Here is a 23,251-nt window from a genome sequence, read left to right as displayed (position 1 = left end):
TTAGTAACTTTGATATACTGCAAAATCATCAATACCCAACCTGCCATTTCTAACTGTTGAACCATTGCTTGGCCCAAGTCCCAGTTTGTTGATTCTAAACCTGACAGGTTCTTGAATATCAACAAGGAATGATGCTTGTTTTGCTATAGGACTGGAAGCAAATGTGTGTGCATCAGAAATCGGTTCACCGATGATCTCCCATGTTTCGCCTTGGTCGGTGGAAAATTCCAATTGGAACGTACAGCTTTGATCGTTGAAGTAGGAACCGTACCAGAATGTCACTTTTGATGCGCCATTTGGTAAGTCATAATTCATTTCCAAGAAAATTGGAAAATTGAGATTCTGCTGCATTCTGACCGCTTGACTTCCGCTTACATATCGATCTCTATTGGCAATATCACCTAGTATTGAGTAAAACAACCTCCATTCGCCAGTCTTCAATTCTACCAAATTATTGGTAGCCACCATATTGTAACTTGGCTTAACACTCGCCTCGGGAAATTCAAAATCTTCAGGATAATTGGCATAGATAGGGCCACTTGGATCAATCAAATCATTGGCATTTCTCATCCTGATTTCTATTCCATCCTCAGTTTGATAAGCAATTCCTCTAAACCCAGCACTTGGTGCCAATCGAAGATTACTAAAATCAGCATTTGGGTCTGTATAGATGGCTATGCTATCACCACTTCCATCGATGATGTAATTTCTACCGGATAATGTCACTCCACCAGTAGGGAAATCCAACAAGTCTGCGGTAACCATCACCAAAGTGTTTTCAAAACTTTGAAAATTCGCTTTCAGTCTTGCGATATCTACAGAGGCTGCTTCTAAATTATTTGATTCCTCTAACTTCTGGATTTTGTCTTGGGTCAACCCTGTAATGCCCAAAGAGCCGTTTACTCTTTCGATTACAGTATTTGTCAAATCCAGTTGAAGAAAGTCGCCTGTAGTATATAAAGATGCCAAGTTGTCGTCCAAGAACAACACAAGACCTCTGTTTAAACCCCTCCAGTTGAATTCAACCACAATTTGGTTGGAAGGTATATTTCCTGACTCTTGGTCAGAAATCACATAACCTTGAGTAAACCTTGCCCCAGAAAGAACTTCTGCATTCAATGGCATCGGATCACCTTTGAAGGCTTGATGCACAACCGGTAGTGCTGCTATAGGATTTGGAATTCCTTCTGCTGGATTGATATCTTCTTTCATACAAGAAGATGTGAATCCAAATATTAATATTAGAAATGGTATAACTATTCTTGTTTTCATGATCTTTTTGTTAATTTTTTATGATTACCCGCTGTGACACTGGTAGTAGAATTTCCCAATAAAACCTTGCGGATAATCGTTATTAGGTTATTAGTCAATTAGTTATTAGTGCATTAATTGACTTAAATTATATCGATTTGTTTGGCTACAGATTAGAAAGCGGATATCCATATGAATTATTCTAATATCAGCATTGTCACAAAAAGCAAGTATTGGCTTAAGTATTCACAGCTAACTAATAACTATTCACTAGTAACTATTTAATTACCTTAATCCTCTATATTCCACCAGACTTTTGTGTTTATATTGTCAGGCCCCATTCTTTGGATAGCCTCGTTGTAGTTTTTGGCATTCAATGCCTGAACATTGATAGGATATCCAAATCTTGAAGGCATCCTTCCTCCATTGAGTGTTCCTTCTCCTGGGATCAAACTTGGATGGCCTGTTCTCTTATATTCATGCCATTGCTGAAAGTCTGTGAAGAAAAGCGCAAAATATTTTTGCATGTGAATGGCTTCCATTTTTTGATCAAAATCCCAATTCTCATCCCATGAAATAAATGGTCTTTCCAACAAATCTTCAGGCATCTCCAAATCCCAATGTGCTAGTGCTGATTCAATTCCTCTTTCATAAAATGCTTTGGGATCACCACCAATAAATCCTTTAAGACTCGCTTCAGCAAGGATAAATTGCAGTTCAGCGTGATTCATGATATTGCCTAACCTTGGGTCAGTTTTCAAACCAACCTGAAGTGTACTTTGTCTTTCTGGAATCTGACCGGAGGACCAACCACTTGGAATACCTGCATAAATTCCGGAAGATATTGTAGCCCAAATAGGAAGCCTTGGGTCTTGCCATGAATTAAGATTGTTGATAAAAAATTCGGAATATCCTTTGTCACCATTGAAATCAAAATCACGGAAATTGAAAAATGCACTGGTAAGTGGCTGTGTATTGCCAACTGGCAAAATGGCTGACTCCAGAGCGTTTGAAAACACTGGATAGGCTGCAGGGGTAGATTCTGTTATTTGTTGGATTTTACTGATGGCATTTGATTCAGATTTTCCAGAAGCTCTCAAAAGCAATCTTAAGTAAAGCGAATTCCCAAATTTTCTCCAAAGCAATGCATTGCCTGCATACAAAGGATCATATTCTATCAATGCTCCTGGCAAATCACCACTTGAAGTCAAAAGTGTATTTGCTTCTTCGAGTTTTTCAAATAATCCAAGGTAAACATCTCTCTGTGGATCAAATTTTGGAGTAACATTTCCATTTTTCCCTTGGTTGGCCTCAGAATATGGTATGTCACCAAACATATCAGTAAGCATAGAAAATGTCCATGCCTCCAAAACCAAAGAGATTCCTTTGAATGTCTCAAAACCTGCAAGTTTACTTTCTTCGGCTTTGGCATACATATCTTTGATATCGGTCAATTGTACATACCAGTTTCTCCACATATAATCTGATTCTGTAGGTCTGATAAAGTACCTGTGGAATTCCCTTGAATCGACAGTAGTGACGTGTACTTGCATGATTTCATTATTGAGTCTCATGGCTCTATTTTGATTTCTCCAAACCAAATCATGAAGGGTAGGAGCGAGCAGTGATTCTGGATTTGCTGCCGTTGAGGCATTTGGATTGGTATTCATATCAACAAAATCCTCAGTGCAGGAAAATGTCATCAATCCCAATAACAATGCAAATGATGCTATAAATATATTTTTGGTTTTCATTGCTGTGCTAGTTTTATATTCCTAATGAAATGTTGAATCCAATCGTACGAGTAGATGGGAATTGTGCGACTTCTGCACTTTTAGAGATATTTCCATTTCCCAATGTACCGAACTCAGGATCGAATGATGGCCATTGACTAAAGACAAACAGATCCCTTCCATATACTCCAATGGTGGCATTCTGTAAAAGAATTCTTTGTAAATATTTGGCCGGGATTTTATAGTCAAACCTCATTTCCCTCAACTTGATGTAGTCGGTGCTGAAAATATTGGATTCGAGATTGTCTCTATTAAAATGTCTGAAATAATAATCCCTGATTGATGTAGCTACTACATCGTTTGGCCTGTAAGTTCCGTCTCCATTATCGATCGAACCATTTCCAATGATCCCGTTGTATCTCCCTGGAATTGATTTTTTGAGTTTTCCTTCTTCCATCAGCACAGAGTGCGTCAGAGAATATGCACGTCCTCCAAACTGTCCATCAAACAAAAAGCTGAACCTGAAATTTTTGTATTTGAATTCATGTCCCAATCCGAATCTGTAAAGTGCTGTGGCATTTCCCAAGTAAAGAATAGAATCTCCCAAAACAGGATAGCCGCCTTCGTACAAAATATCACCGTTTGAAGTTCTTTCGTATCCCAAGCCATAGATATCACCATATCTTCCTCCTGGTCTAGCCTCTACAGTTCCTCTACTTCCGAAAACTGTCCCCAGTACCATGTTCTCCATTCCATCAGCAAGAGAAATCACTTTGCTGTCATTGTGTGTGAAATTTCCAAATATTCTCCAGTTGAGGCCATTTTTGTTCTGAATAGGGATGATATATGATTCTATTTCTATCCCTTGGTTCTGTACATTTCCAGCATTTACGATCTTGGAAGTGTAACCACTGGCAGGATCTATCGGTGTGCTCAAGATCTGGTCAAATGAATTACTTCTATATACTGTCAAATCCAATCCAAACCTGTTTTTGAACATTTTTAAATCCATTCCCAGCTCAAAGCTTCTAGTTCTTTCGAAATTAAGATTTGGATCAGGGATTGAACTTGGATTGGTAAGACCTCCTGGGAAGGTAGCCAATGGGCTATAAGCATAATCTGTTAAATATGCTGTAGTACCTCCACCACCTACTGAAGCGAATGAGCTTCTCAATTTGAGATAGTCAAACTGACTTGGCAAAGAAACCACATCTGAAATTATCGCACTCAAATTGGCAGAAGGGTAGAAGAAAGGGGATACATTTCCGCTGATAGGTGAAGCCAAGGTACTGGCCCAATCTTGTCTACCTGTCACATCCAAAAACAAGACATTTTTATAGCTGAAAGTACTTAGCGCATAAAGACTGTTTACAGCATAATTTCTTCTGAAAGGCAATGGAATCAATAAGTCTTTACTATTTGCGAAATTGTAGATGCCTGGAAACAGCAATCTTTCTGCACGATATTCATCTCTTCGGTAAGTATTGTTCATCAAACTACCACCTACTGAAATGCTAAAATCAAAATCCCTTGCTCTTTTATTGTTATAAGAAAGCAAAAAGTCGGAATTGATCTCGTGTGCGTAGATGTCCTGCTCCCGATACATGCCTTCATTGTATTTTTGGGTACCCATTGGTCTTTGCTGACTGCGGGATTCGTACATCATATCTACTGTAGTCCTCACCATCAAGTTGAGCTCGTCTGTGAATTTGTAGTTTGCCTGGGCAGTTCCTACATAGCCATTTCTCTCTGATGCATTGAGCATTTCAAATGCCTGTAAATATGGATTGTCCAAAAGGTTAGAGAATGGCCTGTTTTGCAAAACTCCTTCCTGACCAGGAACCCATGCTGGCTTAAACCAGTTAATGTCAGCGTTTGGCACCATCCCCCTGATGAAATACATGATTGTCTGATTGTTGTATCCTGTAGTAGGGAGGTTGTCAGACTGTCGGTTGTTGTAGTTGATCTTGGTGCTGATGTTAAGTTTTGGTGTTATTTCATGGTTTACACTGAATGCGATTGTGGTCCTGTTATATCCAGTATTTGGTACAATCCATTCATTTTTCATGTTGGTAAATGAAAGCCTAGTTCTAGTTTTTTCATTTCCTCCTTGGATCGAAAGGTTGTTGGTAAAAGTCTTCCCAGTCTCAAAGAAGTCTCTTCGGTTATTTGGATAAGCTCTCCACAATGTTCTCTCAGGAGGAGCTACTCTATGGAAATTTGGGTCATATTGGTAAAAGAATTGCCCATCAAACTTTGGTCCCCAAGCAGAACTAGTAGAGAAAGTACTAGGTCCATCTTCCGTGGCTCCATAGCTGTAATAGAGGTCTCCACCTACATTTCCCTGACCATATTCATTTTGATAATCTGGCCATCTGTTGATAAAGTCAAATGATGTATTGGAAGAAAATGTAATTCCCAAACCTTTGTTGTTCAAATTGCTACCGCTCTTTGTAGTGACCATGATGGCTCCATTGGCACCACGGGAACCGTAAAGTGCCGCTGCAGCAGGACCTTTCAAAACTGTGATGCTGGCAATATCATCTGGGTTAATATCCGAAAGGCTGGATCCAAAATCTACAGGAGAATCTGCGCTCAAGTAAGACCCGCTTCCTTGTCCAGTCAATTGCCCACTGCTGCTTGATATCACGACTCCATCCACTACGATCAAAGCTGAGTTGTCACCTGTCAAAGAAGTTTCACCACGAAGAATGATCTGTGTAGAACCTGCCGGTCCACCTCCTGATTTGATCAGGTTTAGTCCAGCAACTTTGCCAGTAAGGGCATCACTCCAGTTGTTTGGCAATGCATCTGTAATCTCTTCGCCTCCTACAGTTCTGGAAGAATAACCGAGTGCTTTTTCTTCTCTTTTGATACCTAGGGCAGTCACGACTACTTCCTCTAATGTATCATCTAACTTCAAAGCCACATTTACAATGCTTTCATTACCGATTAGAACTTCTTCTTTCTTGAAGCCTACATATGAGAAAACCAATATTTCACCTTCTTCAAGGGTAATGTTATAGTTTCCTTCCATGTCAGTAATTGTACCTTTATTTCTCCCCAAAATAACCACGCTTACACCGGGCAATCCTTCACCCGTTTCTTCGTCTATCACTTTACCTTTGACTGAAATTTCATCCATAGATTTGGAAGAAATTTGGGAAAGTATTGGTTTAGTACTTACAGCAAGTGTTTTGTTTACCTGCTTGAATTTCAGGTCACTATTTCTTGATATTTCAATAAGAAGTTCTTCCAGATTCAAATTTCTTGATCGAACCTGAACCTCTTGACTAAGGTTCAATCCATTTGCAAACGAGAATTTGAAATCGGTCTGACTTTCTACATCACCAAAAAACTGAGAAACATTTTGGCGATTGCTGGAGACTTTGATTTGAATCTCATGCATTTGTTGAGCATCACTGTTTTCTGCAAAGACAAGACCTTGAAGAATGCACAGGAGCAAGCAGGTTAGAAATAATCTCATTGTAATCCGATTAAATGAGTTGGGTAACTTTTTTTTCATAATTTTAGGTGTTCTGATAAATGATTCTTTGCGGGATTATTTGATTGTAGAACAGAATAGGTGGGGCCGTTGCCGCGGCTCCACTTTATTTACATTCTTTGAAAGTTAGGTGGACAGATTTTTTGTTGATTTCAAATTCTAGTGGAATAGAAAATTGAATAGTTATTAAGAGCTCTTCTAAATTCATATCGTGATATGCACCAGAAATTTTTCTGTTTGGTAAGTTTTCACAATTGCTGTATAGCTCCACACCATACCAATTCTCTATTTCTTTTATCATTGTGGAGATATCTGTATTTATAAAAACAAGGGTTCTCTCAGTCCAGCCAAATTCCAATTCCGAATTGGTAATAGACCCTTGCACCAACTGATTGCTTTCCAGCTTTACCGTTTCATCTTTTCCCAACAACACTTCTCCAAATTCTTGGGATTGGACACTCACATTCCCAGATTTTACAGCGACTTTGTCAAATGAACCTGGACGACTTTCTATAGAAAAAGAAGTTCCCAATACGGTTGTTTTGAATGACTCCGTTTCGATAGTAAATGGCAGGTCTTTGTTTGGTACCACATCAAAAAACGCTTTTCCTTTGAGAAGAACTTTCCTGTTTTGAGAAAATTCTTTATTGACATCAATCGAAGAGTTGTGATGAAGCTGTACATAGGAACCATCAGGTAGCTTTACTTTTTTGATCATTCCAACTTCATTCTCGAAGCTGATGAATGTTTCTTCAGGCTGAATTTGTAAAGAAGGGTTTGAAAATTTGTAAGCTAAATTGAAAAGTCCAATGCAAATACATGCAGCAATAGCAAAGGTCAGAAAATAGATTCTTCTATTGTCATGTTGTCTTTTTATACCAGATTGGGCTTGAATTTTAGAAAAAATCTCATCTCTAATTTCTTGTCTGCTTCGGTTTTTATGATCTTCGATAATAATGTCCTCGTCCGAATCAAAAGAATGATACCAATCATTTATGACATTCCTGTCTTCACTAGAGGCCTTTCCTTTAAATAACCTTTGAAGTGTTTTTTGAAGTGTATTTTTATCCATTGCGATAGTGCTATACTATCAAGTCCAAAAATCAATGAAGGACTACTATGCAAAACGATTATCAAAAAGTTATCAAAAAAATCTACGCTTAACATTAACTTAAGCTTAGAGCCTAATGAGCAAAATTACCAAAGGTGACAAATGCTTTAGTTCTTTGCGTACAATACCTAAAGATTTACTTAGTTGATTGTGAACAGTTTGTGTAGATATTTTTAATTGACTTGCTATTTCATCTGCCGAATATCCTTCGATTCTACTCATTTTGAATATCATTTGACACTTTGGGCTAAGCTTATCTATCGCTATTTCCAACGCGTCATAAAGATCCTCAAATTCCAAGTTGTCATCATCATACATGGCGATTTCTTCATGATCTTTGGTATTTTGAAGATACAGATCAGAATGTGCAAAATGCTTGATAACTTTATATTTTACGGCAGTCAAAAGATAAGCCTTCAAGCTCGTTTTGATTTTTATTTCATTTCTTCTTTGCCAAAAATCAATAAAAATTTCCTGAACAATATCTTCTGTGACAGCCTGATCTTTTGTTCGAACAAAAGCAGCACTATAAAGCACTTCCCAGTACTCATTGAATATTTCTTCGAATTTTTTTGGACTATTTGTAAGCAACATGGGTAATCGGTGCTAAAATTTAAGGATAAAGATATATCTGTATTTCCAAAAGGTTTTTAATCTTGCGTTATGATATTATTAATTATGAGTATCTGCAATATTGCACGTAGGGTAAGAAGTAGTTTTGTAAGTTGCGAATACTCGTCATTCGACAACAGTTCATAGTCAATAGAAACACACACAAATCGATCCTCCAAAAATCTATTGCTTGGCTACGTGCAAGAAAACGGATACACATATTATCAATTTTAACCAACCTAAATTAATCATGGGATTAAAGGAATTTTAATGATCATTAGTTACACTTGGAATTAAATTCCTTGGAAGCATGTTAATTTTTTACTTTCAATCAAACCCACTGAATCTATTCCCAATGAATATGAAATGGAATCTTCAACATAGTTATAGCAGTTTACCAAATAAGCTTTTTAGTTTCCAATCACCTATTCCGGTAAAATCACCAAAGCTCGTATTGTTCAATCACGAGCTTGCTCAATCAATCGATCTTGAAGTTTCTGATAATGAATTAGATAAACTAAGTCAGGTTTTGGGTGGAAACGTTCTGCCAGAAAACTCCAAACCATTAGCTCAAGCTTATGCAGGTCATCAATTTGGGAATTTCACCATCTTAGGAGATGGAAGAGCAATTTTGATCGGAGAGCAATTGACCAATAGTCAAAAACTATTTGATATCCAATTGAAAGGGTCGGGGAGGACTCCATACTCAAGAGGTGGAGATGGTAGAGCTACTTTGAAGTCAATGCTCAGGGAATATTTGATTAGTGAAGCCATGTATCATTTGGGTATTTCGAGCAGTAGATCTTTGGCTGTAGTAGCATCAGGGGAGACTGTTCAAAGAGAATGGGAAAATGATGGTGCTATACTAACCCGAGTAGCCAAAAGTCACATTCGAGTAGGGACATTTGAGTTTGCCTACCAATACTTATCACTGGAGGAACAAAAAGAACTGACTGTATATGTCATCAAGAGGCATTATCCAGAGCTTGAAGGTTCAAAAAATCCCGCGTTGGAATTATTGAAGAAAGTAATGGAAAAGCAAGCCGAATTGATTTCTGATTGGATGCGAGTAGGTTTTATTCATGGGGTGATGAATACAGACAATGTAAGCATAGCAGGTGAAACGATAGATTATGGACCTTGTGCATTTATGAATGTTTATGATCCAGGTACAGTTTTTAGCTCCATAGATACAGCAGGTCGCTATGCTTTTGGTAATCAGCCAAAAATCACACATTGGAATCTATCTAGACTCGCGATTGCTTTATTGCCTCAGATAGATGAGGATCAAGACAAAGCTGTAAAAACAGCACAAGAAACCCTCAATCAATTTCCTGACATTTACGAAAGTAAGTATCTACAATTAATGAGAAATAAGCTTGGCTTGATCGGAGAAGAGCCACAAGACAAAGCTTTGGTAGAGGATTTGTTGAATATCATGAATCAAATGAAAGCGGATTACACCAATACATTTGCAAGTCTAACCTCAGGTGAATTTTCGGAAAATGAATTATTCGAAAATGACAGATTTCAGGATTGGTACTTGAATTGGATTCAAAGAGCTACTAAAAATGGACAGACTTTGGAAGCTGCCCAAAAGACAATGGCACTTCATAATCCAATATATATTCCTAGGAATCATAAAGTTGAAGAAGCCTTGTTTCAAGCAACTGAAAATAATGATTATAGTATATTTCATGAAATGCTAAAGGTGATGAAAACGCCATACCAGTTCAACGAAAATTTTACCGCTTATCAATTTCCAGCTCTAGAAGGTGATAATGGCTATCAAACCTTCTGTGGAACTTGATAAATTATACTATTTTAGCATTTTAATCCAAAAATAACCAAAACCACCCGCCATGTTGATCAAGGAAATTTCTATAGATGAAGCTCTACCCATCCGCCACAAAGCAATGTGGCCCGAAAAAGATCTTGATTTTGTGAGAGTTTCGGGAGATGACAAAGCGATGCATCTAGGTCTTTTTGTAAATCGAAAATTAATTTCAGTTGTTTCAGTTTTTGAAAAAGAAAATGGTGCACAATTTCGAAAGTTTGCAACCTTACCAGATTACCAAGGAAAGGGCTATGGAAGTAAGCTACTTGTTTACATGATTGGATTTGTCCAAAAGAAGCAAATTCAGAAAATTTGGTGCAATGCTAGGATGTCCAAAATTGATTTTTATAATGGATTTGGGTTGACAATAACTGACAAAACCTTTGAAAAATCAGGATTGGAGTATGTGGTAATGGAGAAACATTTGTAATAAATATGACTAAATAAATTGTCTAATTTTGATTTTAAATCATATTTATATTCATTGACTATTATGCATTTATAACTCTTTATTTCTGCGTAATCCTTGGATTTAGCTCCACTTTGGTTCCTTCAGATTTTTTTCTCATCCGCATATTGATCAGTTCTACACTGAGTGAGAAGAACACCGCGAAATATATGTACCCTTTTGGAACTTCTACATGGAAGCCTTCTACCAAAAGCATAAAGCCAATCAAAATCAGAAAGGATAAAGCCAACACTTGCAGCGTTGGGTTTTTGTTGATGAATTTGCTGATTTTACCTGCGAAAATCATCATCACAGCCATTGCAATAATAACGGCGATGATCATTAAAATCACCTCATCTACCAATCCAATTGCTGTCAGAATACTGTCAAATGAGAATATTACATCCAACAAAATGATCTGAAAGATGACTTGCGATATTCCTTTAGCAGAATTTGGTTTTACTTCTTCTGGTTTTCCTTCCATTTTGTGATGGATCTCAACTGTTGATTTGAACAGTAGAAAAAGTCCTCCAAAAGCTAAAATCAAATCCTTACCGCTCAAGTTAAAATCAAAAACAGAAATCAAGGGATCGTTGAATTTGATGATGTAAGAAATACCAAGCAGAAGCCCAATCCTGAAAATCATAGCAAAAGCAAGCCCAAGAACCCTGGCTTTCTCTTGCTGATGCTCCGGAAGTTTGTTGGAAATAATAGAAATGAAAATAATATTATCCACTCCTAATACAATCTCCAAGAATGTCAAAGTGGCAAGTGCAATCCATGTTTCCGTTAATAGGAAAATTTCCATATAAGAATAGATTTGATTGAATTTAAAGATAAAGAAGCCTAAGGGAATTTTTATCAAATTCCCTTAGGTTCAATTAGACTATATCCAAAACAGCGCGTTTTGGTAAGAGCAAATCACCTTTAAGACATATACTTTCGTCAGTCAAAGCCCAAATAGTAGTCTCGATTTGATAAGGATTCATTCCCAAATCCAAGAAAATCAACTTAACTTTTCCATGTTCCAAGTTTCCAAGAGAAAGTGCATTAGCCAATGCTTTTTCCCTACTTTTGATGTCACTTTCGTTTGGAAGAACATCCTCTTTCGGAAAGCGGAAATTCTTGATATCCTCTTTCTTGATTATCACAGGTTCTATCATAATACCAAGCTTTCTTTTTTTCCAGTACTTTTTGCTTCAGCACTAATAGTAGCCTCCCATTTTTTGATCAATATGGGTTCTCCTACAAGATCTGAGAATTTCTCCCCATCATAAAACTCCAACAAGCCGATTACTTTCCCTTGGTGGTTTGTAAGTTGTAAGTGAAGGCTATCGATTATTTTTCTGCTATTGCTTTTTGCACCTACAACTCTCGATACTTCATTGATTTTTACTTGCTTTACATCTCTTATGTCCAGAATAATTGGCTTGATATCAGCTAGATCATCAACATAGACCAATTTATTTTGGGAAGTATCAATGCCAATGAAATACTGCTTTCTCCAATTGTCTTGAATATTCAAATTTAGATTATGGCTATTTAAGAAGGTTTGTAGAAGCTTGTCATTATTTAGTTTTTCCTTTTTTACTTTTACATTATTTAAATAAAAAGGAATGGCAAATGCCACCATAGAGACAATTGCTATGGAAATGGTGATAATATCTATGTCAAACATGATTTTTTTGATTTTTGGGCAGGACATTTCAGTCCGGCATTTTTTGGAATTATGCTAGCAACCATGCATTCTAATGCACGGCAAATGACCTCATACAATGTATGGGTTACTAAAAATCAATTATTACCAAAAATAATGTGTTGGAAACTTGAGTTCTTTTATGCCAAAAACCACATCAGTTTTCTGGCTGAGTTTAAAAAGTGTCCTGACAAAATTTTCAAAATGAAAAGAATTGATCGCATTAAAACTTCCAATGTAACTATCACCGACAAATTGTCCTTTGCAGGTAACAATAACCAATTGGTCAGCATCTGAAACCAAAGGAAGATCAGATGCATATTCTGCCAAACTATTGCTTGTAAAATAAGCTAAAGAATCCTCTAAAACATGTTCTTCCGAAACACTGAAATAAGGCAACACCATCCCATGAAAAATCATGATGATTGTGAGTGAAATTCCAATAGTTTGTTTTAGAAGGTTATTCATTTCGGTGCGAATGTATTAATTTATATTGTCAAAATATGTACCATGATTTTAAATTTCCGGTCTATGTTTCAACTATTTTTTTGGAGAATTTAGGACTTTATAGAGAAAGTACAAAGTTGCAGAGATTACCAATCCCTGAGTTGCTAGAAGCATGATTAATGCAATTTTATTCATGGTTTGTTTTTCCCTCTTTTTTTCTTTTTTGATATGACAAATAGACTAGAAAACTGATAAACAAAAACAATGAAATCAAGAATATTCTAGCCATGTTTATATAAAATAGTTTATTCTCAAGATATGATTTATCACTTTCATTTATAGCTATTTGAATCTGTTCTTTTAAACCATAATTTGAAATATTTTTTATCAAAGAGCTGTTATCCAAAACCCAGTTTCCACCATTCAAAATGCTTGAAATATTTTCTGACCATTCATTCTGAAACGGTGTAATCAATGCACTCAAAAATACCAAAAGCAAAAGCAATGGAGTAATGTATTTGATGATGAATTTATAGACTTGAGGGATTTTGATTTCAGAGCCTTCATTTATTTCCTTCCATCCTTTGTCTATGCCAAAAACCCATGAAAAGAGGATTGCTTCAAGCAAAGCAAAAACCACCAAACTTACAGTACCGGCCCAATAGTCATATTCATCGAAAACTCCATATTGATAGAGTAGGACAGTAGGCAGCCCCATAATCAGAGCCAAAGCCCCAAATGACCAAGCTCCTTTTGTTTTTCCCCAACCGAATTCATCTTTCATAAATCCCATCCAAGGGGTTCCCATAGCTAAGGATGATGTAATCCCTGCAAAAAATAGAAGCCCAAACCAAAATACCCCAGCAAATGCAGCTGTGATTTCGCCCCATTGCTGAAATAGAAATGGCATAGTCTGAAAAGCCATCCCAAAGCCTGCATTTTCCAATACCCAATCTAACCCTAAATAGCCTGCAGCTATTGGAATGACAATGCTACTCCCAAGCACAACTTCTACAAATTCATTTAAAAAGCCAGCTGAGACTGCATTCAAGGCAATATCTTCTTTCTCTTTGATGTAGGCAGCGTAGCATTGAATCGTCCCCATACCTACAGAAAGCGTGAAGAAAATCTGACCTGCGGCAGCTAACCATACTTTTGGATTGGCTAAGGAGTCAAACTGAGGTGTCCAAAGAAAATTCAATCCATCCAAAGCATTTGCATCTGGGAATAGATCGGATTTCCCTGATTCTCCAAGTGTCAAACCTCGAACAGCTAAAATTATCCCAAACAGAATCAATAATGGCATTCCGATTTTTGCTGCTTTTTCTATTCCTCCAAGACCTTTGGACAGGATGATAATATTCAAAGCCAAAACCAAAACATAAAAGAAAACAGCCTCAAAAGGAATTCCTGTACTTGTGGTTAAAACATTGACATATTCTGTGAAAAACAATGCAACCTCTGACTGGGACATCGATTCGAAAGTCCCAAATATGGAATGCAACACATACACTAAACTCCAAGATTCTATGTAGGTGTAATAGGCTACTACTGCTATATTGGTAAATATCCCAAATACCCCTACATATTTCCATACCTTGGCTTTTCCCATACCATCCATGATGTATGGCGTGCTATGATTGTTGAATTTGCCACCAAACCTTCCAGAGGACCATTCGATCAAAAGCAAAGGAATCCCCATCAAAAGGAAACAAATCAAATAAGGTATAATGAATGCACCCCCGCCATTTTGGACAGCTTGAACGGGGAATCTTAAGAAATTTCCCAATCCAACGGCATTTCCAGCCATCGCCAAGATAAGCCCCAATCTAGAGCCCCAAGCTTCCTTAGAGGCTAACTTATTTTCCATAAAGGATCAATGTTTCTGAACCAAACTTTGTGAATGTAATATCAAAGAATAATGCCTAATAGTGAATAGAAAGGCTATAGTTTGGATTTAAAAAAAGAAAAAATATGGGTAAAGAAAATCTAATATTCCTTGGCAACATAACTGAAGTAAAAAGCCAAATTCCTCAATAAATGACTGAGTAAAATTCAGGTTTAGAATCAATTGCACTACTGCATACTTGGATTCGTTAGATTTGTCTTTTCCTAGAGAAAAAGTGCTTGAAGTAGGACAAATCCCATCCGAATAATGTAACGAAATTTCTCCTTGTTCACTTGCAGCAATAGAAGCATTATTTATTTCAGCAGAAACCTGAAAGTTATCTTCAAAAGTACCAGCATACAGGCCTTCAACTCCGAGGAGAACAAAAAGCACAAGTAAGGCTAGGATTGAATTTTTCACAGTTGAATGATAAATAACGGATCAAATGTAAATGAATTTTTCACATATTTTTCAAATCCCTATTTTATTTATTTTTTTACTTCATTCTTTTGAATATAACCCACTGTTGCCTCTTTTAAATAGATATTGGCTTCAAGATTATTTTCAACAGAAAGAACTTCAACTTTACCTGATCCTTTATAATTTGAAAGCCAAATTTTTAGGATATCCAATACACCAGGGTAATAATTTTCTAGATCTTCGATCGTATTCAGCTTTTCAAAATGGCTGGGAATCGGCACAGCAATCAACTTTCCATCAGACTCACCACTGTCCATCATATCGATCATTCCTATGATTCTGCAAGTGACAATTTGTCCTCGCTGTATGTATTCACCAATGACAAAAACATCCACAGGATCCCCGTCACCACCAGTAGCTTGGGAAAGCAATGTCTGCGGCACAAATCCATAGTTGGCAGGGTAAGATAGATAATCTACCACTCTTGAAGAGTCGGCTGTGATTTTTTGCCATTCGAGATGACCAGAATTTTTGTTTACTTCCCATTTCTGATTGGTTCCAGCTGGGATTTCGATTACCACATTTACGAGTGAATCAATTGTAAAAGGGGATATGCCATGAAGCAAATTTATAGGATCAGGACCTGAATGTTCATTCTTTTCAGCAACTCCACGAGACAGAAGCAAGAAAAAAAAGACGATGCTGTAGCGAATTTTCATTGTTCTTATCATTATATATGTATGTTGGCGATCGGCGGTCGACTGTCGACAGATTGATCTTTCCTGAATTTGGTTTACAAATTAGTGTCTAGTGTCAGGTTTTGATTCTTTTTTTAATTATGTATCCGCTTTCTTAATACTAGCGATTAATAATATAGTATGAAGTTCATTTCAAACTGCTTTGGTCGGATGACTGTGGACTGTTGACGATTATCCGCAACAAGTAAAGCCTCTTATTACCCAATATTTAACATTGCGGATACTTATATTACCTATTATATGGAGTTTCATTGATCCAATTGAACCCTCTGTTTATCAATAAGTAATCACTTTTTACTTTTCGAGAAGCAGTCACCAAATACTTTGCACTATCCAATTCTATTTTCAATTTGTAACTTCCATCTTCGGATGCCGAAAGCAAAATTTGATAAGGGTCTTCTTGTGTTTGGTTTTCTATGAAATTGATTTCACCTTCATTCCAAATATTCTCTATTGTGTAGTATTTCTTGTTTTTCTCAGGATCCAAAGTCATGATGGTTTTTCCTTGTATGATGATCTTTTCCCAATCATAGTTTTTCTGATTATCAAAATCCCCTTCAGCCTCCATTGAACTTACGACATAGACTCCTTCCCATTCGTTTAGAAATGTACGATATTGTTGGCTAAGTACGTGGCCTGTGATCAAGCTTAGTGGTACCAATCCTGCGAAAATCACTTTTAAGGTAAGGTATGTTCCTCTTTTCCATTTTTTGGAAAAATCATATTGAATCTTTGGCAAACTTACTTCTTTGTGTAAAAGAAAAAAGGAAAAGAGAGATTTGAAGCTTCCCCAAGAGATTAATATAGAGAAAAATAGGAGGTGGCCAGAATATAATTTTACTGGCACATCAAAAGATAGATTTACAAAGAAGATATTGGTACAAACAGCAATAGAAATCAATGCCCCAAGAACAGCGGTTCTCCGGAACAGCAATAAAAAACCTGCCAAGAGTTCAGAAAATCCCATAAAAGCTTTATACAAATCTGAATATCCAAAAAACCTCCAAGCAAGAGCCATTGGGGACGAATCTCCATAAGTGGACTCCAAGGCCATTAGAGTTGGGCTGGGAAATTGCCCATTCATGAATTTTATCACACCATAAGAAATCAAGGAAAGTCCTACAAAATAGCGTGCATATATCAGCATGATAGCATAAAAGCTGTTAGTTCTTTGCTTACTTTTCAAAAAGAACAGCATTGGAATAGACATCAAAATGGCGAGAATAGAATAACTGACAAGAGATAAATAATCCACAGTCGTGTCTCCACTTCCATTCATAGAGACATAAACCAAATCGCCAAAACCAAGTAGTTTCCTGCCTATGAAAAGTGTAAACTCAGATTTTAATGCATATACATACTTGCTAAAATAAACATACATATATGGAATATTGTCTGCCGGAAAGGGGAAGCAATAAATCAGGATGTATAGACCCAAAAAGGTCTTTATTGCAACAGAAAGTTGATAATTTGACTTATTCATGGTTAGAAAGTATGTTTTGCCAAATTAAAAAAATAAATTATTAGTTTCCTTCATAAAAATACTTAAAAGTTAAATGAGTTCTCACTAGTTGAAACAATAGGCTACTAAAATTTCCTTCATTATTTGAAAACTTAATTTTTATTTTCCGTTATGTAAATTAAGATTTTAAAAGCCGAGAACTATGACAAACTACCTTAAGAAGTACTTGCCCTTGATTTTTTTACTCCCTTTTCTTTTTAGTTGTACTACGCATTACATTTCGCAATGGCAAAATTATGATGAAGAAAGTACAGTGGCAGATGATGGAAATGTGATGATAAAAAATGATACAATAGGTGTTTCCCACGCCTTCAACAGTCTTAGTGGAAATGTTCTGGTTCGTATTGAAAATTATTCACAAACGCCCATGCTAATCAATTTGACCAAGACAGCACTTACGATAAATGGGAAAACTTTCGGCTATGTAGATGGAAAATCAACCATCCGTGGTTGGCTAGATACTTTTGGATCGGCAAATGGAGGTCAATTTGGATCTTTTGGTGGAGAAATTGTAGGAAAACCTAATACTTTGTTTGTACCACCACTATCATATGTGGAAGGTTCTTTTGCTAATATCCAACCAGAAGTAAGAAAAATAGTAGGAAATAGATTTGTTGGAAATCAGACTTACTACGCTTTGTTCAATTATCCGATCAATACAAACCTTGTTTTCTATGAAGACTCAAAATCTCCAATGAAGCTCAATAGCTTTATCAATTACTCCTTAATCGATTCCAATAACAATCCAATTATCACAAAGACTGTAAACCAAAATTTCTATTTGTCAGGTTTTTTTAAAGTAAGAAATATGGGACAAAAAGAGCTAAATCAAAATTTGCTCACTCGTGAAGATCTGGGTAGTTACAGCATTTCAAAAGGGCATGGAACTGGTATTTTATTGGTTTTAGTTGGAATAATTGGTTTGGGAATTGTGATTGGAGAACAGGTGGAAGAATGAGGAAATACCAAATATAAAAGGAGTAGCACTGAATCCATACTTTTTATCCTTGCTTAAATCTAGGTAAAAGGTAAACAGAATTCAGTGCTACTTGTCAGAATTGATCTTCTTGAAAATATACTTAGCCAAAAAAGGATTTCTTTGAAAAAATCTTTTGTCTATCTGTTCTATTTAATACCTTTCGAATTCTTAAATGAATATGGAAAGTAGATTTTTCAAAAGTCCAGATGAAAGGATCTTAAAGATCCGGAAATTGTTTGAACTGAATAACAGAATTATTCAAATCATTAGCGTATTAGCTTTTGGGATCTTGGTGTTTGACCTTGGTTTTAGGGATGAGGTGCATTCAGGAGTAATTGGCAAAATATATTTTACGCTTTTGCTGCTCTTGTCTTTGGGATATACTGTCAGGTTATTCTCTAAATCCGAGAAATTCAAAATGTCTAGATACATTGTCGAGATTGGCATCATCCTGATTTTGGTTTTCGCTTCCTTGGTCAATTTCAAAGTCCTAGAACTGGAAAGTACATTGACTGTAGGCAATCTTCAGATCAAAGCATTTTTTGTCAACTTACTTGTATTCATTCTTTTCCTTATAGAATTAAGCAAACTTAGCTTGATCGCCAATCAGTTAAAAATCCATCCTGCAATGGTATTTATACTCAGTTTCTTGTTGGTGATTATGCTTGGGACTGGCTTGTTATCATTGCCAAATGCTACAGTAAATGGAATCAGCTTGATTGATGCTTTATTTACCTCAACTTCGGCTGTCTGTGTGACAGGACTTATTGTATTGGATACATCTTCTGACTTTACTTTTCTAGGACAGTTTATCATAATGATCCTTTTTCAGGTTGGAGGATTGGGAATGATGACATTTACTTCCTTCTTCGGATTCTTTTTCAAAGGATCGTATTCTCTACAAAATCAGCTTTTTCTGAAAGATTACATCAATGAAGAAAACATAGGTGCGATAAATTCCACCTTGCTCAAAATAATACTTTTTACATTACTTACAGAAGGCGTTGCTGCTTTATTAATTTCTTCGGTAATAGACAGCAATTTATTTGATAGTAGTGGAGATCAGTTGTTTTTCTCTGTATTTCATGCAATTTCAGGTTTTTGCAATGCTGGTTTTTCTACTTTGGGGGATGGACTATATGAAGTTGGGTTCAGGGAAGAATACACTGTACACTTGATTATTGCTTTTGCGATTATTTTGGGGGGTATAGGATTTCCGGTTGTTTTGGGATATTATAATTATTTCAAACATGTGGTTATTGGAACCAAAAGAATGATTACTGGAGAGGAAGAATACAAGCATGCCCCAAGGGTAGCCAATGTGAATATCAGATTGATAGTATATACCACGGGAATTCTATTGGTGCTGGGATTTGTTACCTATTGGATTTATGAAGCAGATAATACGCTAAAAGGATTGTCTGGATATGGAAAATTTGTCACAGCCTTCTTTGGATCTGTAACTCCAAGAACAGCTGGCTTCAATACTGTCGATATGTCGGCTTTGGCAATGCCCACGGTTTTGATTTACCTGATTTTGATGTGGATTGGTGCTTCACCTGGTTCTACGGGTGGTGGTTTGAAAACAAGTACGATTGCAGTAGCGGTATTGAACGCTGTGAGTATTGCGAAGGGAAAAAATCGGGTAGAAATATTCAAAAGGCAGATCAGCAATGAAACATTGAGAAAAGCATTTGCGGTTATCTTGCTTTCATTCTTGGTCATCGGTTTGGGAGTCTTTCTTGTATTGCTTTTTGATCCAGAATTGCCTTTGATAAGTGTGGCATTTGAAATATTCTCAGCATTCTCCACAGTGGGGCTGAGTCTTGGTATCACGGGAGACCTATCCACAGGCAGTAAGATTGTTGTGTCAATCATCATGTTTTTGGGAAGGGTTGGCACATTGACAGTTTTGGTAGCCATGATTCAAAAAGCTAGGACTTTAAGGTACAAGTATCCAGAAGAGGGAGTATTTATCACATAAGAAAAAAGCGATACGGATATACGGAACTTTGCCACTAACTAAAAAAAAGCTTGATTTAGCTTAGATCCGATATTAATTGATATTAGATACTCATAGATATTGAACATAAGTAAGCAATCAACCTTGGAATTAAAGCTACTGGCAAAGAAGCGTATAATCATAAAAAGCGATTATGGAATTGGGCATTATGAGTACCTCACACACTGGGAAGATTATTTGTCAAACCATATTCCATAGCATGCCCCAGGTAATAGGGTTGAACTATATAAACAAATTATAAGCACATGAAATACATCATTGTAGGATTGGGGAATTTTGGTGGCCATTTGGCTGCAAGGTTGACATCGTATGGACACGAAGTTATAGGAGTGGATAGCAGTGAAGATAAAGTAGATGCTGTCAAGGAAAAGATCACACATGCTGTGGTAATGGATGCAACGGACATTCAAGCTGTCAAAAACCTACCTTGTAAAGAGGCTGATGCAGTAATCATCGCCATAGGAGAAGATTTTGGTGCGTCAATTATGGTTACAGCAATCTTCAAACAATTGAATATCAGAAGACTTATAAGTAGATCGATCAACAAAGTTCATGAAACAGTGATCAAAGCCATCGGGGTAGACGAAATCCTTCATCCAGAGGAAGATTCTGCCGAAAGAATGGCTAAAAGCTTGCAGATGAAAGGAGTGATTGATTCCCTTGATGTCTCTGATGATTACAATATCATTGAAGTCAAAACACCAAAAAGATATGTGGGATTGACTATTTCGGAGACAAAAATCCGCCAAGATTACAATATCAATGTTTTGACCCTAATTAAGATGGAAGAAAAACCGAATATTTTTGGTGTCAAATCAAAGTCCAAGAAAGTAACAGGAGTGGTAACACCTGATACCGTTGTAGAGGAAGGGGATATTCTTTTATTGTTTGGCCATATCAAGGATATCAATACGATCTTGAATATGGAGGAATAATCTAGCAAATAATGGAAGGTAGAATCTTATTGATCGATGACGAAACAAAGCTTAGGGAACTTACAGCCAAATACCTAGGCTATGAAGGATATGAGGTCATTGAAGCTGAAAATATTCATAAAGCAAAATCAAAGATCAATCTAGAAGCTCCAGATTTGGTGATTTGTGATGTCAAATTACCCGATGGAAATGGTGTTGACTTTTGTATTAAGTCAAAAAATGAATTCCCTGACATAGAGTTTATACTTCTCACTGCTTATGGAAGGATACAAGATGGAGTGCTTGCAGTCAAAAACGGTATTTTTGATTATCTGGTAAAAGGTGATGACAACGATAAGCTTTTACCTTTAGTGGAAAAAGCTATAACCAAGGCCAAACTCCAAAAAGAACTGAGTGTTTTAAAAACAAAGATCAGCAAGAAGTACAGTTTTGAAAGTATTTTGGGGAAAAGCAAAGTGATCCAAAGTGCTATTAGTTTGGCGAGAAAAGTAGCAAACTCAGGGACAACAGTGCTGTTGACAGGAGCTACTGGCACAGGTAAGGAGGTTTTTGCGCAAGCGATACATTACGAAAGCTCTAGGTCTTCCAAACCTTTTGTAGCAATCAATTGTAGCGCTATCAGTGGAGATATTTTGGAAAGCGAATTGTTTGGACATAAAGCTGGAGCTTTTACAGGTGCTCAGAAAGATAAAAGAGGGCTTTTTGAAGAAGCACACAAAGGTACTATGTTTTTGGATGAAATTGGAGAAATGCCAATAGACCTTCAGGCTAAATTTTTGAGGGTTTTGGAATCTGGAACTTTTATTCCTGTAGGAGATACCAAGGAGGTAAAAGTTGATGTAAGGATAATCGCAGCCACAAATCGCAGCTTGGAAAAGGAAGTTGAAAACAATCAGTTTAGGGAAGATTTGCTTTATCGCCTTTCCGTTATCCAAATTGAACTTCCTTCCCTTGCTGATAGGAGAGAAGATATCCCAGAGCTTGTTATACATTTTGCAGGTATTTTTGCAGCAAAAACCAATCAAAAAGTTTTAGAAATAACCCCCGAATTTTTAAAAGAAATACAAAAGCTGCCATTCAAAGGAAATATCAGGGAATTGAGAAACATCATAGAGAGAGCAGTAATTCTAAGTGACGGTAAATATTTAACCCCAGATCTTTTGCCTTTTAGAAAAGTCAAAAATACCGAATCTTCAATGGACCTTACTATGGCAGCAGCTGAAAAAGCACAAATTTTAAGGGTACTCGATGTAGTCAATGGGAACAAAACCCAGGCTGCAAAGCTGTTGGAAATAGGCTTGACTACGCTTTATAAGAAATTGCATGATTTCGGAATAGAATAATTATCACCAACACTAATTCATAATACCCTTCCATTTTGGAAAAGAACCCTTCGGAATCCGAAGGGTTCTTTTATTTAGTATTTTTTATAATCTAACTTAACAAATTTTAAAAATCTGATTTTCAATATTTTAAAATTTTTATTCAAAATTTTTTGGTATCAGGTTCACCTCTTGCCAAATGGATTCCAAATCATCTGAAAACACCATGAACGGAATATTAATCATTGGGATGCTGCTTCTTGGAATAGCCATCCTCACCGCAATTTTCAAATCCATTAAATTATTTGATGACTTATGAACATGAATAACTTCAAATCGATGTGTCTTGAAATCGAAAAGCAATTACCTGAATTTTCCAATGAAGTCAATTGCAGACAAAAGGAAAAAGAGAGATTGCTGATCCTTTCACATATCTCCCTTTTTGCAGAATTTACAGAAAGAGCCATTCTTTCTGGCAATATGACTACAGTAAAAAAATCTTTTGAATTGGCAGAAAGGCTTTACAAAGAAGGTGATGATATGATCAAAATAGGTCTTGAACATATTTTCTTACCCCATCTTCATCTTCATCAAAACCACAGAATGTACAAAGAAGCTAAATCAATGCTTCCATTTTGCTTACTCCAATCATACTATTTATTGTACGAACACAATCGAATCGAAAAATGATACTTATTCTAATCACATCCCTTTTGGCTGCTGGATACCTCACGTACGCCATTATGAAACCCGAAAAGTTTTAA

Annotated in this window: 22 protein-coding genes; 8 read left to right on the top strand and 14 right to left on the bottom strand. The window is 36.5% G+C overall.

What is annotated here, in order from left to right; genetic code table 11:
• From MM213_RS10055 to MM213_RS10035, 5 genes are all read right to left on the bottom strand, one after another.
• Positions 1-1,272 (bottom strand): DUF5689 domain-containing protein, encoded by a 1,272-nt coding sequence (locus MM213_RS10055; RefSeq protein ID WP_241411911.1) that lies wholly within the window; start codon positions 1,270-1,272, stop codon positions 1-3.
• 269 nt (positions 1,273-1,541) lie between these two features.
• A complete protein-coding gene (locus tag MM213_RS10050; RefSeq protein WP_241411909.1) occupies positions 1,542-3,005 on the bottom strand; it encodes a SusD/RagB family nutrient-binding outer membrane lipoprotein in 1,464 nt (487 codons plus the stop codon).
• A gap of 13 nt (positions 3,006-3,018) precedes the next feature.
• On the bottom strand, positions 3,019-6,471 hold the full coding sequence (locus tag MM213_RS10045) for a SusC/RagA family TonB-linked outer membrane protein (RefSeq protein WP_241411907.1): 3,453 nt from the start codon (positions 6,469-6,471) through the stop codon (positions 3,019-3,021).
• Between the two features lie 124 nt (positions 6,472-6,595).
• Positions 6,596-7,561: a FecR family protein gene (locus tag MM213_RS10040; RefSeq protein ID WP_241411905.1), complete on the bottom strand. Its 966-nt coding sequence runs from the start codon at positions 7,559-7,561 to the stop codon at positions 6,596-6,598.
• Between the two features lie 105 nt (positions 7,562-7,666).
• Complete coding sequence (locus MM213_RS10035; protein ID WP_241411903.1) at positions 7,667-8,194, bottom strand: RNA polymerase sigma-70 factor; 528 nt, start codon at positions 8,192-8,194, stop codon at positions 7,667-7,669.
• Positions 8,195-8,567: 373 nt separating this feature from the next.
• Here MM213_RS10035 and MM213_RS10030 point away from each other — a divergent pair, with 373 nt between their 5' ends.
• Together MM213_RS10030 and MM213_RS10025 are read left to right on the top strand one after the other, a co-directional pair.
• The gene (locus tag MM213_RS10030) at positions 8,568-10,022 is read left to right on the top strand and encodes a protein adenylyltransferase SelO (protein ID WP_241411901.1); all 1,455 of its coding nucleotides are present in this window, start codon (positions 8,568-8,570) and stop codon (positions 10,020-10,022) included.
• A 52-nt stretch (positions 10,023-10,074) separates the two neighbouring features.
• Positions 10,075-10,479, top strand: a complete 405-nt coding sequence (locus MM213_RS10025) for a GNAT family N-acetyltransferase (protein ID WP_241411899.1) — start codon at positions 10,075-10,077, stop codon at positions 10,477-10,479.
• A gap of 79 nt (positions 10,480-10,558) precedes the next feature.
• Here the strand turns inward: MM213_RS10025 and MM213_RS10020 are convergent, their stop codons facing one another.
• The 8 genes from MM213_RS10020 to MM213_RS09985 form a co-directional block, all read right to left on the bottom strand.
• The gene (locus tag MM213_RS10020) at positions 10,559-11,305 is read right to left on the bottom strand and encodes a TerC family protein (protein ID WP_241411897.1); all 747 of its coding nucleotides are present in this window, start codon (positions 11,303-11,305) and stop codon (positions 10,559-10,561) included.
• 73 nt (positions 11,306-11,378) lie between these two features.
• Positions 11,379-11,660, bottom strand: coding sequence for a hypothetical protein (locus MM213_RS10015; RefSeq protein WP_241411895.1), 282 nt, complete (start codon positions 11,658-11,660; stop codon positions 11,379-11,381).
• Positions 11,657-12,175: a hypothetical protein gene (locus MM213_RS10010; protein ID WP_241411893.1), complete on the bottom strand. Its 519-nt coding sequence runs from the start codon at positions 12,173-12,175 to the stop codon at positions 11,657-11,659. The genes MM213_RS10015 and MM213_RS10010 overlap by 4 nt, the downstream gene beginning before the upstream one ends.
• A gap of 123 nt (positions 12,176-12,298) precedes the next feature.
• Entirely contained in the window at positions 12,299-12,661 is a 363-nt protein-coding gene (locus MM213_RS10005; protein ID WP_241411891.1) for a hypothetical protein, read from the bottom strand.
• A 166-nt stretch (positions 12,662-12,827) separates the two neighbouring features.
• Positions 12,828-14,510 carry a sodium-dependent transporter gene (locus tag MM213_RS10000; RefSeq protein ID WP_241411889.1) on the bottom strand — a complete coding sequence of 561 codons (1,683 nt, stop codon included), beginning with the start codon at positions 14,508-14,510 and terminating at the stop codon, positions 12,828-12,830.
• 87 nt (positions 14,511-14,597) lie between these two features.
• A complete protein-coding gene (locus MM213_RS09995; RefSeq protein WP_241411888.1) occupies positions 14,598-14,948 on the bottom strand; it encodes a hypothetical protein in 351 nt (116 codons plus the stop codon).
• Positions 14,949-15,016: 68 nt separating this feature from the next.
• Complete coding sequence (locus tag MM213_RS09990) at positions 15,017-15,667, bottom strand: inorganic diphosphatase (protein WP_241411887.1); 651 nt, start codon at positions 15,665-15,667, stop codon at positions 15,017-15,019.
• A gap of 268 nt (positions 15,668-15,935) precedes the next feature.
• Positions 15,936-17,189, bottom strand: coding sequence for a hypothetical protein (locus MM213_RS09985; RefSeq protein WP_241411885.1), 1,254 nt, complete (start codon positions 17,187-17,189; stop codon positions 15,936-15,938).
• Between the two features lie 181 nt (positions 17,190-17,370).
• Between MM213_RS09985 and MM213_RS09980 the strand changes: the two genes are divergently transcribed.
• From MM213_RS09980 to MM213_RS09965, 4 genes are all read left to right on the top strand, one after another.
• The gene (locus MM213_RS09980) at positions 17,371-18,186 is read left to right on the top strand and encodes a hypothetical protein (protein ID WP_241411883.1); all 816 of its coding nucleotides are present in this window, start codon (positions 17,371-17,373) and stop codon (positions 18,184-18,186) included.
• A 199-nt stretch (positions 18,187-18,385) separates the two neighbouring features.
• Complete coding sequence (locus MM213_RS09975) at positions 18,386-20,191, top strand: TrkH family potassium uptake protein (protein ID WP_241411881.1); 1,806 nt, start codon at positions 18,386-18,388, stop codon at positions 20,189-20,191.
• A gap of 284 nt (positions 20,192-20,475) precedes the next feature.
• Complete coding sequence (locus MM213_RS09970) at positions 20,476-21,165, top strand: potassium channel family protein (protein WP_241411879.1); 690 nt, start codon at positions 20,476-20,478, stop codon at positions 21,163-21,165.
• Between the two features lie 11 nt (positions 21,166-21,176).
• Positions 21,177-22,508, top strand: a complete 1,332-nt coding sequence (locus MM213_RS09965; protein WP_241411877.1) for a sigma-54-dependent transcriptional regulator — start codon at positions 21,177-21,179, stop codon at positions 22,506-22,508.
• Positions 22,509-22,646: 138 nt separating this feature from the next.
• Here MM213_RS09965 and MM213_RS09960 read toward each other — a convergent pair whose 3' ends face one another.
• Complete coding sequence (locus tag MM213_RS09960; protein ID WP_241411875.1) at positions 22,647-22,784, bottom strand: hypothetical protein; 138 nt, start codon at positions 22,782-22,784, stop codon at positions 22,647-22,649.
• A 24-nt stretch (positions 22,785-22,808) separates the two neighbouring features.
• Here MM213_RS09960 and MM213_RS09955 point away from each other — a divergent pair, with 24 nt between their 5' ends.
• Positions 22,809-23,177, top strand: coding sequence for a DUF7674 family protein (locus MM213_RS09955; RefSeq protein ID WP_241411873.1), 369 nt, complete (start codon positions 22,809-22,811; stop codon positions 23,175-23,177).
• Positions 23,174-23,251, top strand: a complete 78-nt coding sequence (locus MM213_RS20970; protein ID WP_369413898.1) for a potassium-transporting ATPase subunit F — start codon at positions 23,174-23,176, stop codon at positions 23,249-23,251. The genes MM213_RS09955 and MM213_RS20970 overlap by 4 nt, the downstream gene beginning before the upstream one ends.

Source organism: Belliella alkalica (assembly GCF_022549785.1).
Lineage (GTDB): Bacteria > Bacteroidota > Bacteroidia > Cytophagales > Cyclobacteriaceae > Belliella > Belliella alkalica.
This window is presented reverse-complemented; position numbering and strand designations above follow the sequence as displayed.